Below are 17,236 nucleotides of genomic sequence, written 5' to 3'. Positions count from 1 at the left end.
GCCGGTCAGCCGCGAGCGCCTTGCGGCAGCTCTGCGACCAGGCGCAGCGAAGCGGTCAGTTCGTCGAGCTGGTAGTGCGGGCGCAGGTAGGTCACGGCCTTGTACACACCTGGCTTGCCTGGCACCTCGAACACTTCGGCACGGGCTTCGCGCAGCGGGAACTTGGCCTTGGCTTCCTGGCTGGCAGTGTCGTCAAGCAGCACATAGCTGGCCAGCCACTGGTTTAGGAAACGCTCGACGTCCATGCGCGAGGCGAAGCTGCCAATCTTGTCGCGCATGATCGCCTTCATGTAGTGGGCAATGCGCGAGGTGGCGAAGATGTACTGCAGCTGCGCCGACAGGCGTGCGTTGGCATTGGCGATGTCGGTGTTGTACTGCTTCTGCTTCTGCGCCGACTGGGTGCCGAAGAACGCGGCGTAGTCGGTGCCTTTGCAGTGCACCAGCGGGATGAAGCCAAGGTCCGACAGCTCTTTTTCACGGCGGTCGGTGATGGCGATCTCAGTTGGGCATTTGAGGGCAATTTCGCCGTCATCGGTCTTGAAGGTGTGGGTTGGCAGGCCTTCTACCAGGCCGCCACCTTCGACACCGCGGATGGCCACGCACCAGCCGTAACGCGAGAAGGCATCGGTGACGCGGGTGCCCAGGGCGTAGGCGGCGTTCATCCACAGGTACTTGTTGTGGTCACGGCCGTCGACGCTTTCGACGAAGTTGAATTCTTCCACCGGGGTGGTATCAGGGCCATATGGCAGGCGGCCGAGCACGTGCGGCAGGGTCAGGCCGACATAGCGCGAGTCCTCCGAGGCGCGGAACGACTTCCACTTGGCGTATTCGACCGTGTCGAAGATTTTCGCCAGGTCACGCGGGCCGGACATGTCGGTGAACGAGTCCCAGCCAAACAGCTCGGGCGATGCGGCCGAAATGAATGGCGCATGGGCCGCGGCGGCCACGTGCGAGATCTCTTCGAGCAGGTACATGTCTTCGGGGTTGCGGTTGAATTCGTAGTCACCGATCAGCATGCCGAACGGGGCGCCACCGAAGGTGCCGTACTCTTCTTCGTATACCTTCTTGAACAGCGCGCTCTGGTCGAATTCGCTGGCGGCCTTGAGGTCGCGCACCAAGTCCTTCTTCGAGGCGTTGAGCAGGTGGATCTTCAGCGTGGTGCTGGTTTCGGTCTGGTCGACCTGGTACTTCAGGCCGCGCCACGAGGCTTCCAGCTGCTGGAATTCGCGGGCGTGCATGATCTCGTTCATCTGCTCGGAGAGCATCGAGTCGATCTCGGCGATGCGCGCGTCGAGCACGGCGATCAGGTCCTTGCTCGGGGTCATCTCGCCCTCGAGCACCTGGTTGACCAGCTCTCCGATCAGGTCACGGGTGCGGTTGCGCTCGGTGTCGGAGCGGGCCACACGGCTTTGCGAAATGATGCTGTCGAGCAGCGAGGCCTGCGGGGCGAAGGTTTCCACCTCGACCAGGTCGGTGTCCTGTTGTGGCAGTGTTTGCTTGTCGGTCATCGTCTGGCTCCTGCTTACTCTTTGCCATCGGCGGCGGGTACGGCGGCTTCGCGACCGAATTCCTTGCCCAGGGTTTTCAGCTTCTCGGTGTTCTGCAGCACGTCCATCAGCAGCTCTTCGAGCTTGTCGTTGCCGCCCATCTTGTTACGCAGGTCGGCCAGCTTGTTGCGCACTTCCAAGAGCTTGCGCAGCGGCTCGACTTGCTTCACCACGTTCTGTGGCTCGAAGTCTTCCATGCTGTTGAAGTTCAGCTCCACGCCCAGCTGGGTGCCGTTTTTGGCCAGGGTGTTGTCGACGCGGTAGGTCAGGCGCGGCTTGATGCCTTTGAGCACGCCGTTGAAATTGTCGCGGTCGATGAAGACGAACTTGCGGTCCTTGAGCTTGGGCAAGGGCTCCAGCGGGTTGCCGGAAAAATCGCCCAGCACGCCAACGACAAAGGGCAGCTCCTTTTTCTCGATCGCATCACCGATGTCCACGTCGTAAGTGATGTGAACCCGCGGCGCGCGAACGCGGTCGAGTTTGTGCTGGGTACTTTCCTTCTTCGCCATCGTGTTCTCCAGTGCGAGCAATTCGCTGCGAATCATGGCGCGGCCCGGCGGGGGCCTGCGCGTTACAGTCCTTCGATCGTCAGCAGCAGGCGCTGACGGATTTCGTCGTTCATTTCCAGAATGTTGTCGCGGCCCACCAGCTCTTCGAAACTGGTGTTGCCGGCAATTTGCGTGCTGCTACGGATGACCGAATCGTCGGGAAGTTCCGAACGCACCGGCGAGCTGATGACGCAGAAGGGCAGGTCACCCATGCCCTTGAGGCGTTCGAAGCTCAAGCCAAAGCGCAGGCCTTCGAACAGGCGGCCAAGGCCAGGCGACTTGCTCAGGCAGTAGAACAGCACCAGGTAGTGCACCACGAAGCGGTACAGCTCGGCGCTGCTGCGGTTGGGGTCGTGGATGACATTGCGAAAGCGCGCCAGCTCAAAGCCCTGAAAACCCACGACCCAGCGCACGGGGCTGGTGATGCGGATGACCTGGCCGCTGGGGACCAGGGCCTTGTCGTATTCCAGGGGGAACAGTTCGGGGGTGGTGCTGATGAGGTTGAGCGGCACTTCCAGCTCGCTGACCAGCTGGAAGGGCGCGGCCGAGCCGATGCGCTCGTAGAGTTCGATAAGCGACTGGAAGTGGCCCTGGGTTTCGCGCCCGCTGCTGCGTTGCGCCCCCTGCAGGTATTCACCGAACAGCGTTTGCGGACGGATCAGCGGCGCCGCGGTGGCGAGGTAATCGGCCGCCTGCGCCTTGAGCGCATCGGAGATTGCCCGCGTTTGGCTACGCAGCTTGATCAGTGCTTCGACATCAAACGTCTGTGTCATCGGTACATCGTCCATGAGCCTTTTTAATCGTCCTGATACGCCGCTGGCGTGGACTGGAAACTCGGTACTGGCACATGAATATCGTGTTGCCAGTAATGCCGTGTAGGGCACCCTGCTGTAGGAGAAGTTCCCGCCGGGGCAGCGATTTTTTCCCTGTTTGTGACGCGGCGCAATGATGTCGTATTGATATTGGCCAGGGGTTTTGGGGGCGTAAAATCTGGGCTTGGGCCCGTGGGGAAGGGGTTTTGGGTGAGGGAAAACAGCTGAAAAAGAGATTGGAAAATATTTTTCAAAAGGTGAAGCAGGTCGCATTTCTGGTTGGGTCGGGCGGTGAAGCAAGGGCTTTACGGCGGGCCTTTCAATGATGGCAATGCGACGGAATACGCCGCATGTAGCAGGCGGTGGCGAGGTTTTTATGATCCAAGAGCCGGCATCTTTGAGCTGCGTGTTCGACAGGATGACTGGCACGGGCTGCGCCCGTGATCGCCGGCAAGCCGGCCACGGGGAGGGGGTGTAGGCTTTGGATATTTGACTCAGGCCGCTATTGGCACGCTGGTCGCAACCGCTTGTGCGTCATCAGCGCCGACGATTGTGGCACCGCTTGCCTGGCGCTTTTCCAGTATTGATGAGATTTATCCAAGGGCAGTCCACACCCCTGTGGGAGCAACTGTCTTGCTCAACCTCTAAAAGCTGGCGCGATCCCTGTGGGAGCCGGCTTGCCGGCGATGGGCCGCATAGCGGCCCCAGATGCTCGCTGGTCCCGTCGAGCGCGCTCGGGCTATTACAGCTCCGCTATGGGGCTGCTGCGCAGCCCATCGCCGGCAAGCCGGCTCCCACCGCGGCCGCGCAGTTCTTCAGCCCTGCGCTTTACCTGTGTAAGCAACCGTCTTGCCCAGTTTCTAAAAGCCGGCGCAATCCATATGGGAGCAACTGTCTTACCCAATTTCTAAAAGTTAACCCAATTCCTGTGAGAGCGGGTCCGCTGCGATCACCGGCAAAGCCGGTGCCATCCCCCTCGATCGTGTCGTTCGGCGGCAGGTTGGGGCGTTGCTACCTACCGTCCACCTGGACGCAAATAGTCTTGTTCCCGACAACTTTGCATGGCCAATGGTCGTTGATGTAGGAATCGGGCGTAAAGCATATGCGCTCATCGTTCACCCAGAACATCTGCCATGCGGAGCCTGAAATACGGAGCTTTGGGCAAGACCAGTAGCCCTTCGCAGAGAGTGTGGCCGTGGTCGCAATGATCATGGCCGGGGCAGCGCAGCACATTATCGCGAACATCAACTGCAACGACCGGATTTCGAACGTGTGAAGCCTGGACTTTTTGGGCGGGTCGAATTTCTGACCGGTCCATGCCGCGAAGGCGCAGACAACGAGCGAGTAGGGCGTCCCCGGAATCGCCGCGAGTACGAAAAAACTTATGAGCGGCGTTTCCACAACGGGTGCATTTCTGTAGAGGCGGCCATACAGCGGCAGCAGTTCGGCCCACAGTACGTAGAACGCAAGTGCGCACACCGCTAGCATGCACAGCGCAAAGCCGATGGCCACGCAGCGAAAGAGCAGCGGGGATCTGACATGGAGTTCGGGATGAGATTTCATGATGACGTCAGCGTTCCTTGCTGTGCTTGATCGTAGATTATTCCCGATCCTGTCTGGAGCTGTTGTCAGGGGCTGGCCAGGTCAGCAAAATGGGCCGATGGATGAGAGCAAGCCATTGCAAGGAGCCAGCATGATCGACCTGAGAAGTCCGGACGCAGTCCTGAGCGAATACGCCCAGCGCTACATCGACCTGGTCCCCGACGTATCCCCCCAGTTACAGCAGCGCATGGAGTACATATACGATCCAGACGCGCCCATATTGCCACGCATCAAGCCAGCCTGGCTTAGCGACAGGCCTTGCACGCTTTCACGCGAACAAGCACTCGACCGCGCACAGGGCGCACTGCTGGGCCTGGCAATCGGTGATGCGGTGGGGACCACACTGGAGTTTCAGCGCCGCGGTCAGGGCCAGGTTACAGACATGGTCGGTGGTGGCCCATTCCGTCTGGCGCCCGGCCAGTGGACCGACGATACCAGCATGGCGCTGTGCCTGGCGGATACTTACGAGGCCAAGGGCAGGTTCGATTTCGCGACTTTTGCAGACGCACTGGTGCGTTGGTATCGCCAGGGCGAGAACAGCGTCAATGGGCGCTGTTTCGACATCGGCAATGTCACTCGGCGCGCGCTCGAAGGGTGGGAAACTGAGGGGCTTGCTTGGCAAGGGAATGCCGAGCCCTCGGCTGCTGGCAACGGTTCGTTGATCAGGCTTGCGCCCACTGCCATTTTTCGGCGCCACTCGCTCTCGGCGACTTGTTTATGAGTGACGATGCAGCGGGTTGTGGGACCGACCTCGGCAATTTCCTGACGGGCAAAGAATAGAATTATGTTTACTACTGAACGTTTTTTTACCAAGATTTGGGCTGCTTGGTTTTTGATGGTTATGCTCTCCGTATTTCTCGCTGGCGTAGGACCAAAACTACTTACTATTCCAGCGGCTATCGCAGTCGTATTGATGACTTTATGGTGTGTTGAGTGTGCTTATCGTACCGAGCGCTTCGTTAATTACGCTAACCTTCGCCTGTTCTATAATTTGGCAATTGCTCCGTTTTTCGCAACGGTGACGATGGTTGCCATTGCCTACAAAAAAATGAAGTTGGATGCAGCGACTTCGCTTGTTCTTGGTTTGGCTCCCGTCGTGCTGGCGCTGGTGGCGTACGGATTGGCATATTACTGGCGTAGCAAGAGTAGCGTGTTGCAATTCAAGGGTAATCGCGTCGAGTCCAACGAACCGCCGCAAAGTGTTCAATGGTGGCAGGCGGGAGTATCGGCTGCGTTGAGTGGACTGGCTTACCCCTTGATGAAAATTAATGATGTACCTATGACCGGATTGGTCTATGCATTTGTTTTTATTTCCCTATTTATGATTTTTTATAATCGTGACAAGATTTCGGCGCTCAAAGAGCTGAAGGCGCGGGAGGTGCGGGAGAATCGTCGTTATACTTTCATGGATATAGAGGGTCTTCAAAGCATGCGCGCCGCGTCCTGGCTAGGTCGGCTATTTGCAGTGAGGACTCGTTGATGATTTTTTTACAGGGAGTAATCAATGTTAACCGACGTCCTTTCCATGCTGGCTCCTCAGAACAGGCGTCTGTTCAAACTCCACTTATTGTCGCATAGTGCCAGCGACGAGTTTTTGCTAGAGCACTTCTCTGGTAATGAAGCCTTGTCCAAGCTCTATGAGTTCGATCTCGCACTGCTTAGCCATCAGAGCGATGTGAAGCTCAAGTCCCTCATTGGCGTCCCGGCCACCGTTGAGATCGAACTGGCGGATGGGTCATTCATTGCAGCACGCTACTTTTGCCGGGCCGGTAATATGCCAATCCGTACGCCACCAACGCCAGCGCGGTGGTAGCCAAGCCAAGAGCAAGTGCGGGCCCTGCATCCAGGCAATCGTGCCCGAGGCCTCAGACCGTCGCTACTCGTCCATGTTTACGCAAAGTTTTTTGCCGTCTATATTTTTGCAGGGCCATCGATTTTCGGTATAGCTGTCCGGTTTAAAACAAAAGCCGGGATGGTTTATCCAGTAGGTCTGCCATGCCGATCCCGATTTTCTGAGTTGCGGGCAGGTTGTATAGTCTAATGCGTTGAGTGCAATTGTCGTGCTGATAGCAGTGAGTGGTGCAAGGCCTATGAGTGAATAGACTGAGGCCTTCATCAGGCCTGTCTGAAGTTTCGCAAGCGCGGATTTTACCGGTGGAGCAAATCGTTTGCCTGTCCGTATGGCGAATGCGCTGGCTACTGTACAGGCAAGCATAACAGGTGGTGCCATGATGAGGCCGAAAGCCATGTATGGGACCTCGATGGCCGAGGCGCGACGCCGCATTTGTCCATATATTGGCAGGACATGTGTAATCAACCAGTACGTAGCGAATACCCCTACTGTCGCACAGATCAAAAGTGTCAAGGCAGCGAGTAGTCTGAACTTAATAGAGGCAAACGTCGGGTTGTTAGAATTCATTTCCAATGCTCAGAGCTTGGGGGGATCATGGTCAGATCAGAGAGAGTCAGCGCTTGGCCATTGCGCCTGAAGCTAGGCGAGTGGGTCGACTATACGAGTACGGCGCTTTGCTTGGCAGCGACCTGCGATGACGAGTACCGGCCCGATTATGCGGTGCGCGAACTGTTCTTGCGCAGAGCATTAGCCCTCCGGAGCTTCGTAGCCCATCTCCAGAATTAGTTACCGACCCTCAAATTGTACGCATACATTTTTATCCCCGATACGCTTGCATGGTTGGTTGTCGTCAGTGTAGGAGTCAGGTTTGAAGCAGTACCGCGCATCGTTCACCCAATACACTTTCCACGCCGACCCGGAGATCAGCAATTTTTGACATGGCGTGTATCCCTTCGCCCATAAGCCTAGCGTTACAAGTATCGCCAATGCCGGGGCTATACAAATCATTGACCATAGTGTCAATTTATAAGATTGATACTGGAATCGGTAAAGGCGAGAGTTGATGGGTGGGTCAAATTTTTTGGCGTGCCAGCATGCGTAAGCGGTGGTTATGATAAGTATGGGGCTAACAGTGCACATGGCAATGAGCATAAAGCCCAAATAAGGCGTGACTACAATGGGTGTATCTGTAAACAGACTGCCAAATAACGGCAGTATGTCGCTTGCAAGCCAGCGGGCCGAAAGGAAGCCTAAAGCGGCAGTCAATAGGCAGGTAATAAAAGCCACGAGGCGGAAAATATAGGGTGAGCGCTCGTGAAATTCATAGGGGCGATGTGTGGTCATTGTTAGAACTTTGGTAGATTGAAAGTCGGGAGGGAGGGCATGGACGGTAGCTCAGGCAAAGACGGCCACCCCGGTAAATTGAGGTCTCCAGGCTGCAATTTTCGAAGTGCCCAGCGCTTGGCCTCGCTATAGAGGTTCTCCGCAATCTCACCAACAATGTTGGTGACGGTTTCCTCTGCGTATTTTTGCATATCCTCAACGCTGATGCGGCTGGCCTGCTGCTGTAAATATTGAATATTATCCACGGCGTAGCGGAGGCCGGCTTTAACAGAATTTTTTATCCCGTATTCGGTGTCGAGTACGTTAAGCCCCCAGCCCACTGCGAACACCACAGCCGCACCCGCGATCACCGGTGCGGCGGCGAAAGTGGCCATTGTGCCAAGGGCCAGTCCAACGGCATATCCCACTGCTGTTGCGATCCCTGCTTTGACCAACTCCACCCCGATACCACCAAACAAGTCACTCATCACGTGCTCGTCGCCAAACACCCACTCCGCCACTTCGATACCGACGGCAACATAGCAGGAGAGCCTGAGCGCCTTGAGGGAGGAACCGCGAACACCGTATTTGCCGATGCCCATGCTGATCAGTTTGGCGTTCTGAATACCATAGCGCGGCGCATTAAGCGTTTTGCGCAATCCAGGGTAACCCGTGATGATCACGTACTGCTTACCCTTGTACACGGTGTGGCGCACCTTGGTGAGTAAGCCACCCATATCTCTAACGAAAGAAGCCGCATTGCGTGCATCCCAGGCGGCCATGGCTGCGGGAACGCCCCATGTGGTATTGACAAACGTGTGAGGCAGCCCGTTGTAGGCTGACTTGACGCTTTGCCCGATGCCGCTCAGCAGGTCGCCCTGTGTGCGAGTGCATACCTGCGGAGGCTGTGTCACGGCGTGTGCTTGTTGTGTGGAGCGGGCCTGAGCCTGGAAAGCTTCTATCGGCATCATCACCACTTCCATGTGGTTAGAATCCATCTCCCGGTCAAGTTGGCTGAGTTGGCTTTCACTCACGCTCATCGCGGTTCTCCCTGAAAAATTCGCTGTGTGCTGCCTCATGGCTAAGCGCAGGGAGCCTACACCCCAGACGTGAGCGAGAGCAAACTGATGGTCATGATCTCATGTGGTTTCAGCTTTGGCGAAAGGGAGATGGCTTAATGGCATCATTTGACAGCACCAGCGAACCACGTTTTCATTGGTAGATTTCCAGCTTGATGCAGGATGCATTGAAATGATTACGGACGCCCTCGAGTCGATGCTCACGCAGAATAAACGCCTGTTCACTTTCGACTCACCTTTGCCTCCCGAACAAGAGCTTCAACTGCTTAGCTTCAGCGGCCGCGAGGCGATTTCGGAACTGTTCAGCTTCCAGGCAGAACTCATCTCCCAGGATGCTCGGATCGAGCTCAAGAAACTCATTGGCAAGAAGGTAACTGTAGGCATCGCGCTGGCCGATGGGAGCACCAGATACCTCAGTGCGCATGTTTCTGACTTCGTGCATACCGGTGCCGATGGGGGCGTTGCTAACTACAGCGCAGAGCTCGTGCCGTGGATCTGGATTCTCAGCCGTCGCCGTGATTCGCGCATCTTCCAAGACAAGACCACCGAGCAGATCGTCAAGGAAGTCTTCGATTACTACCTGACCTTGGCCGACCACGAATTCCGCCTGAGCCAACCGCTCAAACCGATCAGCTACTGTACGCAGTATCAGGAATCTGACCTGAATTTCGTGCTGCGTATGCTTGAGCAGGAAGGGCTGTTCTTCACCTTCGAGCATTCTAAGGAAGGTCATCGCATGATTATCAGCGATGACAGCAGCATTCTTCCGCAGCTGGAGCGTCAGCCGCTGATCCGTTACCACAGTGCTTCGGTTACCGAAACTGCAGATTCGATCACCGCCTGGTCTTCGGCGCGGCGGATGCAGCCAACGCGCTTGGCTCTAAAGTCGTTCGACTACAAGCAGCCTGCCAACCCGCATTTGGTACAGCTCAATTCCGTCAACCAGCAGGGCGAGGTCGGCCAGTACGAAGTCTTCGAATACGAAGGCCTTTACGGTTACGCCGATTCAGATGAGGGCCTGCGCAAGGCTCGGCGTCGGCTGGAGGCAATAGAGGTGGACGGCAAGACATTCCATGGCAAGAGCAATTGCCGCGCCATGGAGCCGGGTCGTTACTTCGAGCTTAGCCAGCATTACGATCACGACAACGACACTCCGGACGATCGCCAGTTTCTTCTGCTGTCCGTCACTCACTGGGGGCGTAACAATTACGCCAATGACGGTGAAGCAGGGTATGGGAACAGCTTTACCTGTATCCGTCGCAAAATTCCGTTCCGCCCCTCATTGAGCACGCCTAGGGCAGGCATCTCCGGGCCCCAAACAGCCATTGTCGTCGGCCCGCCGGGCGAAGAGATCTACACCGACGAACTGGGCCGAGTGAAATTGCAGTTCCACTGGGACCGCAACGGCGAGTTCAACGACCAGAGTTCCTGCTGGGTACGCGTCGCCCAGTCCGGTGCCAGCGGCGGCTTCGGCAGCATTTTGATCCCCCGCGTCGGCGACGAAGTGGTGGTGGTGTTCCTCGACGGCAACCCCGACCGCCCGCTGATCATGGGCAGCCTGTACAACAGCAGCAACACCCCGCCCTGGTCGTTGCCGGCGAACAAGACCCAGAGTGGCTTCCTGACCCGCTCGATGAAAGGCGACGGCGGTACCGCGAACTTCTTCCGCTTCGAAGACAAGGCCGGCGCCGAGCAGATCATCATGCACGCCGAGCGCAACATGGACACCGAGATCGAGCTGGATGAGACCCATGATGTGGGGAACAACCGGACGATCACGGTGGGCGGCGCGCACACTGAGACCATCAAGGACAACACGGTGGTCAACGTCAAGGAAGGGTCATACACCCTGCAGGTAGATAACCAGTTCATTCAGGTGGGCGCCAAGCAGCACATCATCCTCCAGGTAGGGGAAAGCAGCATCAAGTTGACGCCGGAAGGCATAGAAATCAAAGGCAAGGTCATTACCACGACCAGTACCGATACCACGCAGATCACCGGCGCGGCAGTGCGGATCAACGACTGAGGGCAGGCCGATGTACAAACCCTCCATCTACGACCGCATTTCTGCCAAGCGTGAAGCGCAGCAAGAGGCCGCGCGCCTCGCCGAGCTGGCCGAGCTTGCGGCCAACCCTGAGCCAGTGCCAGAGCCCGAACCGGTGCCTGTCGCCTTGCAGGACGTTACCAGCAGCTTCACCTTCGGTGGCTTCAATCTGGCGTTCCCGACGGCTTATCGATTCCGTGATATCCAGACCACCCTCGAGCATGAAGGTGAACCGGTCACGCTCAACATTCGCCGCCGTGATGTGCGCGCCAGGCAAACCTTGGAGCAACTGTTCGACGCCGCGATCCAGGCCTTGCGCGAAATGAACCCGCAGTTGCGGGTGATTCGCCAGCAAGATTGCCGCGTCGCGGGTAACCCGGCCAAGGCCGTGGACTTTCATTTCAACGCTGGGCACGAAACCCGGCACGGTCGCCTGGTGGGGGCGCTGGTACCTGTTACCGGCAGCGACAATCTGCAATGGCTGGACATTTCTTGCGTGATCGACCCGACCAAGCCTGGCCTGAGCCTGTGGCTCGCCGACTTTGACCGCATGCTCGATGGCCTGGCACTGCGCTGACCCATCCCCAATTTTGCTATCAGGAATTTTTATCGCATGGACTATGAGTTGCAAGAAGGCGGGATCTCGCTGCCGGACGGGTTTGATGACCGCACTGTAAACATGTTCGTTCTCGGTGCCAGTGTGCCAGCGCCCTTGAGCATCACCATTTCGCGCGACACGCTGTTGCCCGACGAAGCACTGCAGGCTTACGTCGATCGACAGATCAAGATGCTCACGTCCAAGCTGCGCGGATACACGCGCATGGGCAACAAAGCCGTTGCGCTGTCGACCACCGCACCTATCCCAGGCATCCAGATCGACGCTTACTACATGAACCAGGGCCGCCCGCTGTATCAGCGCCAGGCAGCCTTCCTGATCAGCCCCGGGCGTGCGCTGATCTTCTCGACCACCGCACAGGCAGATTTCAGCCCTCAGCAGAACGAGGACTGGGCAAACCTGCTGGCCAGCTTCACCCCGCGCAACCCCGTCGTGACCAGCGCCGAGCCCGGCGAGCAGGAGTAACCCCTCATGTTCGAAGCGGCCAGGTTCGGCGACGATATTTCGCACACTAGCGCTCTGGGGGGCTTCCTGATCGGGGCTGCCCTGGGCATCGCGCTGGTGGCCACGGTGGCCATCGCCACCTTCACCTGCGGGTTCGGCGTGGCCTTGCTCGCCGGCATGGCGGCCGGTATCGGAGGCAGCTTGCTGACCGCGGCCGGGGAGGCGATAGGCAGTATGTTCTCATCCCCCTCAGGGACGATAACCACTGCCTCACCCAACGTCTTCATCAACAGCCGCAAGGCCGCGCGGGTCGAGAAAAGCATCGGTGCCTGTGACAAGCACCCAGGGCCCGTACAGATCGCCGAAGGCTCGACCAACGTCTTCATCAACAGCGTGGCGGCGGCCCGCAAGGGCGACAAGTTGACCTGCGGGGCGACCATCTCCGGCGGCTCGGACAACGTCATCATCGGCGGGGGTACATTCCGCTATCTGCCGGTGGACGACGAAATCCCCAAATGGCTGCGCACGACCGTAGACGTGCTGATGGCCGTTGCCGGTGCCGCCGGCGGTATCGCCCAGCTGATCAAGGCCGGCACCCAGGCCGGCATGAAAGCCGTCATGCCCTGCGCCCTGAAGTTCACCGCAGGCTTTGTAGCCGGCGAAGTCGCCAGCCGCTACGTAGTTGAACCGGTAGCGCAGCGGGCCATGGGCGCCCTGACCGGTAACCCGGTAGACCTGACCACCGGCCGCAAACTCATCCCCGACGAAATCGACTTCAGCCTGCCCGGCCTGATGCCCATCGAGTGGTCGCGCTTCTACGCCAGCGACCTGACGGTCGACAGCGTGCTCGGCCGCGGCTGGGTACTGCCGTGGGAACAAAGCCTGCGCCGCAAGGGCAGCTTCATCTACCTCACCGACAACCAGGGCCGCGAAGTCCCGTTCGTCTCGCTGCAGCCGGGCGAACGCATCTACAACCCGCACGAGCAGGTGTACCTGGTGTGCACCGAGGGCGGCCACTACATTCTGCAGACACTGGACAACCTGTTCTTCTACTTCGGCGAAGTGCCAGACACCGACACCGACGTGCCGCTGCAGCGCATCGAAAACGCCCTCGGCCACTTCCTGCACTTCACCCGCACCGCCGAAGGCACGCTGACCGACATCAGCGCCACCGGTGGCACCCGCGTGCACCTGCATTACGACAACCCGCTGGGCCGGCTGACCGACATCAAGCGGGTGGTGAACAACGAAGCGGTCGAAACCCTGGCTCAATACCGCTACGACGAACACGGACAGCTCAGCACGGTGATCAACCGCAACGGCGACACCGTGCGCAGCTTCAGCTACGCCGACGGCGTAATGGCAAGCCACAGCAATGCCCTGGGCCTGACCTGCCATTACCGTTGGGAAACCCTCGACGGCCAGCCCCGCGTGGTCGAGCACTGGACCAGCGACGGCGAACACTTCCATTTCCGCTACGACTTCGCCCAGCGCATCAGCTGGGCCACGGACGTACTCGGCCGCGAGCTGGAGGTGCAGTACAACGCCGACCACCGCGTGTTCGCCAGCCGCGACTACGGCGGTGAGCGTTACGCCATCGCGCTGGACGACTACGGCAACATGGTCGGCCTGACCCTGCCGGACGGCAACCAGCTGCACTTCAAGTACGACGAATACGCCCGCCTGCTCGAAGAGACCGACCCGCTGGGCCGCACCATCGCCTACGAATACCACCACCTGACCACCCTGGTAACCAAGGTCACCTACCCGGACGGCAGCACCTGGCAGGCGCGCTACGACGACAAGGGTAACCTGCTCGCCGAAACCGATGCCCTGGGCCACCTGACCGAATACCTCAATGGCGAAGATGGTTTGCCGCATACCATCATCGATGCGACGTACAAGTCCAAGTACCTGTGGTGGAACACCCTTGCCCAGGTCGAGCGGTATCAGGACTGTTCGGGTAAAAACACCTATTACCGCTACGACGACCGCCAGCACCTGGTGGCCGTGACGGATGCGCTGCACCAAACCACCACGCTGGAACGCAAACCGGACGGGGAGGTGGTCAAGGTCAGCCATCCGGATGGCACCTCAGAGACCTTTACCTACAACCCGTACGGCCAGGTGCTGACCCACACCGACGGTAAAGGCCAGACCACGCGCCTGCTGCGCACGGCACGCGGACTGCCGAGCAGCCGGCAGGATGCCAAAGGGCAGCGGATTCGCTACGAGTACGACAAGGCGATACGCCTTACCGCGCTGGTTAACGAGAACAACGCGACGTACAGCTTTGCTTACGATGCGTCGGACCGGCTGGTGGAAGAAGTGCGGGTGGACAACCTGACGCGGCGCTTCACCTACAACGACGGCGGCCATCTGACCCGGCTGGCCGAAATTGGCTACGGTGAGAACGGTGAACAGCCACAACGTGAAACGCTGTTCGAGCGCGACCCCATTGGCCGGCTGATGGCCAAGCTCAACCGTGATGCCCGTCAGGATTATGTATACGACGAAGTCGACCGGTTGCTGAGCATTGAGCGACACCCAACCAGCATCGGCAAGCAACTGGGAGTGAGCGAAGAAAAGCTGGAGTACAGCTATGACCTGCTGGGCCGACTGACTCAGGAAATCACACCGCAAGGCGTACTCGGCTACGAATACGACCCACTGAGCAACCTGACCACGCTGACCTTGCCGGACGGGCGCAAGGTCAACCACCTGTACTACGGCAGCGGGCACCTGCACCAGCTGAACCTGGACGGCCAGGTCATCAGCGACATGGAGCGCGATGACCTGCACCGCGAGGTGTATCGCACGCAGGGCAAGCTCACCAGTTGCTTTGGCTACGACGCCATGGGGCGCAAGGCTTGGCAGTTTGCGTCTACCCTGCCTGCAGAAAAGCTGTCGCAAGTGCAGAACTCGGGCATCAACACCTCGCTGCTGGTGGAGCACGCCTACAACCCGATTCACCGTCGCTACCAGTACGATCCGGCGGGCGAATTGGTACGCACGCTGGACAAGCTGCGCGGCGAGATCAAGTACGAGTACGAAGCCAACGGCCAGTTGCACAGCCGCGATACCGGCTCGCTTATAGGTAGCGAAGAGTTCCGCTACGACCCGGCCGCCAACCGCCTGGACTTCAATGCGCGGCAGCTGGAGAAGGTCAAGGACAACCGCATCAAGCGCTGGCGGGATCAGGAGTACCGCTACGACCCGTGGGGCAACCTGATTGAGAAGCGCTCGGGGCATAGCAAGCTTCAGAGTTTTGCCTATGACTGCGAGAACCGGCTGGTGCGTGCTGAGACAGTGGTCAACGGCAAGCTGGAAAGTACGGGTGCTTATCGCTATGACAGCCTGGGGCGGCGGATTGCCAAGCAATCTGAATTTAACGGTGTGATAGAGCAAAAGCGCTTTGTCTGGCAGGCTTTCAAGATGCTGCAGGAGGTGGCGCCGGGGCGTACTACGCTCTACTTGTATGAGCCAGCAGGATACATTCCTTTAGCACGCATTGATACCGTTGAAGGTGAAATGCAGCAGATTTATTACTTTCATAACGACCAAATGGGAACACCGTTAGAACTGACGAATAGCGATGGCGAAGTTGTCTGGCAGGTGCGCTATAGGTCTTGGGGGGTAGTTGACGAATTTTCTGTTAGAAAAGTTGAGCAAAACTTGCGCTTCCAAGGTCAGTATTTTGATGAGGAAGCAGTGCTTCATTATAATCTTTACAGGTATTACGATCCTGAAATAGGTCGCTTTATTACACAGGATCCAATAGGGGTCTTGGGTGGGGAAAATCTGTATACATATGCTCCTAATCCAGTTTCTTGGGTAGACCCTGCAGGATTATCACCTAGCAAGCTTCTTGCTGCAGCCATGGCAAAGGCTGGAAATACAGTTCCCTCGGGATATGCCGCTCACCATTTAATTCCTACTAATGTTGTAAATAAGTCCAATCTTATTCAAGAGGCAATGAAGCGAGGTATATATAATCCGAATGGCGCTAGCAATGGATCACCACTCCCTACCACATCTGCGGAATCCCTAGCCTCAGGTAAACCACTGCATAGTGGTGGTCATTTGGGTTCTTACTATGACGCAGCAAGGAACCGTTTATTGATAGCGGAGCAGAAGATTGGCAATGTGGCAACTGCATCTGATAAGACCCTTCTTAAAAAGATCGGCGCTGTCGAACGCAGTATGAGGATGAGTCTTGGTTCAGACACCTTGCGCTTACAAAATACGGACCCTAGGCCGAAAGGCACTAGGTCGACATGTTAGGAGGGAAATTATGAATTATTTTACAATGTTGCATGAAGTAGTTGAAGGGGGGTATACGGATGGCGAGGTTTCATTCTCACCGGAGCTCAATGATTACTATCAAGTAGGAAAATGCATTTCGTTAGAAGGTCTATCAATTACTGTAGTGCTGGATAAAAAGATTCGCAGCCTGAAATCTGATTTTTTCTTAACTGCATGCGGTGCATTTTTTGGGTCGAGGGAATTAAGAGTTGTATTTGAAGAGTTAGGTTCTAACGCTGAATTTGTAAAGGCTGAGGTGAAATATTTTGACGGCAGGCCTGTAGAAAAAGATTACTTTTTAATACATTTGAATCATAAGATCAAATGCTTCGACTATGAACGTTCAGATTACTCTGGTAAAGCTATGATTTTAAAAAAATTTAAGTCGGGTGAGTTGGATGCTGAGTACATGGCCCGAGGTGTAACAAAGCTGTGTGTTGATGAATCAAAAGCAGATGGTTCTCATTTCTTATTTTTGGGTGGCGTCATTTGGATTGATCCGATCGTGTCGGAGGTTTTTGTCAGTAAGGTCGAAAGCAAGAAGCTCGCTATAAGGTTTGTTGCTCTCGGTTGAGTAATTGGCTTGGCGGGTATTTTTACACGTTGATATGCTAAGTATGGGGGTCGATCAAGTTTATTTGTAAGGGATGCTCAAGGTCGCCAACCACAAAATGATCTTTAAAATAGCTGGTTTGGAAGTGGATGCCAACTTTGTCTCATTACGCTTCCAACTTTATATATGCTGCTAGATTTGTATGGCTGGCCGTGATGTTGCATGAGGTTAATTAGTTTTTTTGCATGTTTTTGACAGGGCTGCCCTGTCGCTGGCGGAGGCGCCAGCCGCTACGTGGTCGAACCAGTAGCCCGGTAAACCAGACCACGGGCCGCAAACTCATCCCCGACGAAATCGACTTCAGCCTGCCCGGCCTGATGCCCATCGAGTGGTCGCGCTTTTACGCCAGCGACCTGACAGTCGACAGCGTGCTCGGCCGCGGCTGGGTACTGCCGTGGGAACAAAGCCTGCGCCGCAGGGGCAGCTTCATCTACCTCACCGACAACCAAGG

General features: G+C 57.1%; 13 protein-coding genes and 2 pseudogenes. 9 read left to right on the top strand and 6 right to left on the bottom strand.

Translation table 11 applies throughout. From position 1 onward, the window contains the following. Nucleotides 1-5: 5 nt before the first annotated feature. The 4 genes from tssC to IWW33_RS25495 all read right to left on the bottom strand — a co-directional run bounded on the left by tssC (nt 6) and on the right by IWW33_RS25495 (nt 4,470). Nucleotides 6-1,508, bottom strand: coding sequence for a type VI secretion system contractile sheath large subunit (tssC, locus tag IWW33_RS25510; RefSeq protein ID WP_012314369.1), 1,503 nt, complete (start codon nt 1,506-1,508; stop codon nt 6-8). A gap of 14 nt (nt 1,509-1,522) precedes the next feature. Then, nucleotides 1,523-2,056 (bottom strand): type VI secretion system contractile sheath small subunit, encoded by a 534-nt coding sequence (gene tssB, locus IWW33_RS25505; protein ID WP_012314370.1) that lies wholly within the window; start codon nt 2,054-2,056, stop codon nt 1,523-1,525. 62 nt (nt 2,057-2,118) lie between these two features. Further along, entirely contained in the window at nt 2,119-2,868 is a 750-nt protein-coding gene (locus IWW33_RS25500) for a hypothetical protein (protein ID WP_012314371.1), read from the bottom strand. A 1,050-nt stretch (nt 2,869-3,918) separates the two neighbouring features. Beyond that, nucleotides 3,919-4,470, bottom strand: a complete 552-nt coding sequence (locus IWW33_RS25495; protein WP_174141531.1) for a hypothetical protein — start codon at nt 4,468-4,470, stop codon at nt 3,919-3,921. Between the two features lie 130 nt (nt 4,471-4,600). On the opposite strand from IWW33_RS25495, the pseudogene IWW33_RS25490 reads away from it, so the two are divergent. The 3 genes and pseudogenes from IWW33_RS25490 to IWW33_RS25480 form a co-directional block, all read left to right on the top strand. After that, a pseudogene (locus tag IWW33_RS25490) lies at nt 4,601-5,221 on the top strand (ADP-ribosylglycohydrolase family protein); the annotation flags it as partial. A gap of 72 nt (nt 5,222-5,293) precedes the next feature. Then, nucleotides 5,294-5,989, top strand: a complete 696-nt coding sequence (locus IWW33_RS25485) for a hypothetical protein (protein ID WP_174141532.1) — start codon at nt 5,294-5,296, stop codon at nt 5,987-5,989. Between the two features lie 24 nt (nt 5,990-6,013). After that, nucleotides 6,014-6,322, top strand: a complete 309-nt coding sequence (locus IWW33_RS25480; RefSeq protein ID WP_231386201.1) for a contractile injection system protein, VgrG/Pvc8 family — start codon at nt 6,014-6,016, stop codon at nt 6,320-6,322. A 63-nt stretch (nt 6,323-6,385) separates the two neighbouring features. Here IWW33_RS25480 and IWW33_RS25475 read toward each other — a convergent pair whose 3' ends face one another. Beyond that, nucleotides 6,386-6,757, bottom strand: coding sequence for a hypothetical protein (locus IWW33_RS25475; protein ID WP_174141533.1), 372 nt, complete (start codon nt 6,755-6,757; stop codon nt 6,386-6,388). Nucleotides 6,758-7,707: 950 nt separating this feature from the next. Continuing rightward, the gene (locus IWW33_RS25470) at nt 7,708-8,724 is read right to left on the bottom strand and encodes a hypothetical protein (protein WP_012314376.1); all 1,017 of its coding nucleotides are present in this window, start codon (nt 8,722-8,724) and stop codon (nt 7,708-7,710) included. 211 nt (nt 8,725-8,935) lie between these two features. On the opposite strand from IWW33_RS25470, the gene IWW33_RS25465 reads away from it, so the two are divergent. From IWW33_RS25465 to IWW33_RS26820, 6 genes and pseudogenes are all read left to right on the top strand, one after another. Beyond that, on the top strand, nt 8,936-10,789 hold the full coding sequence (locus IWW33_RS25465; RefSeq protein WP_039602380.1) for a type VI secretion system Vgr family protein: 1,854 nt from the start codon (nt 8,936-8,938) through the stop codon (nt 10,787-10,789). Between the two features lie 10 nt (nt 10,790-10,799). Further along, on the top strand, nt 10,800-11,384 hold the full coding sequence (locus IWW33_RS25460) for a DcrB-related protein (protein ID WP_039602379.1): 585 nt from the start codon (nt 10,800-10,802) through the stop codon (nt 11,382-11,384). A gap of 36 nt (nt 11,385-11,420) precedes the next feature. Continuing rightward, the gene (locus IWW33_RS25455) at nt 11,421-11,888 is read left to right on the top strand and encodes a DUF1795 domain-containing protein (protein ID WP_039602378.1); all 468 of its coding nucleotides are present in this window, start codon (nt 11,421-11,423) and stop codon (nt 11,886-11,888) included. Nucleotides 11,889-11,894: 6 nt separating this feature from the next. Next, nucleotides 11,895-16,151, top strand: coding sequence for an RHS repeat-associated core domain-containing protein (locus IWW33_RS25450; RefSeq protein ID WP_196914425.1), 4,257 nt, complete (start codon nt 11,895-11,897; stop codon nt 16,149-16,151). Between the two features lie 10 nt (nt 16,152-16,161). Beyond that, complete coding sequence (locus IWW33_RS25445) at nt 16,162-16,746, top strand: DUF1629 domain-containing protein (protein WP_174142642.1); 585 nt, start codon at nt 16,162-16,164, stop codon at nt 16,744-16,746. A 224-nt stretch (nt 16,747-16,970) separates the two neighbouring features. Next, nucleotides 16,971-17,192 (top strand): annotated as a pseudogene (locus IWW33_RS26820) (DUF6531 domain-containing protein); the annotation flags it as partial. Between the last annotated feature and the right edge of the window lie 44 nt (nt 17,193-17,236).

The sequence above is a fragment of the Pseudomonas sp. M2 genome, from assembly GCF_015751845.1.
Classification (GTDB): Bacteria; Pseudomonadota; Gammaproteobacteria; order Pseudomonadales; family Pseudomonadaceae; genus Aquipseudomonas; species Aquipseudomonas putida_E.
The sequence above is the reverse complement of the archived record's forward strand: the minus strand, read 5'-3'. Positions and strand labels throughout refer to the sequence as shown.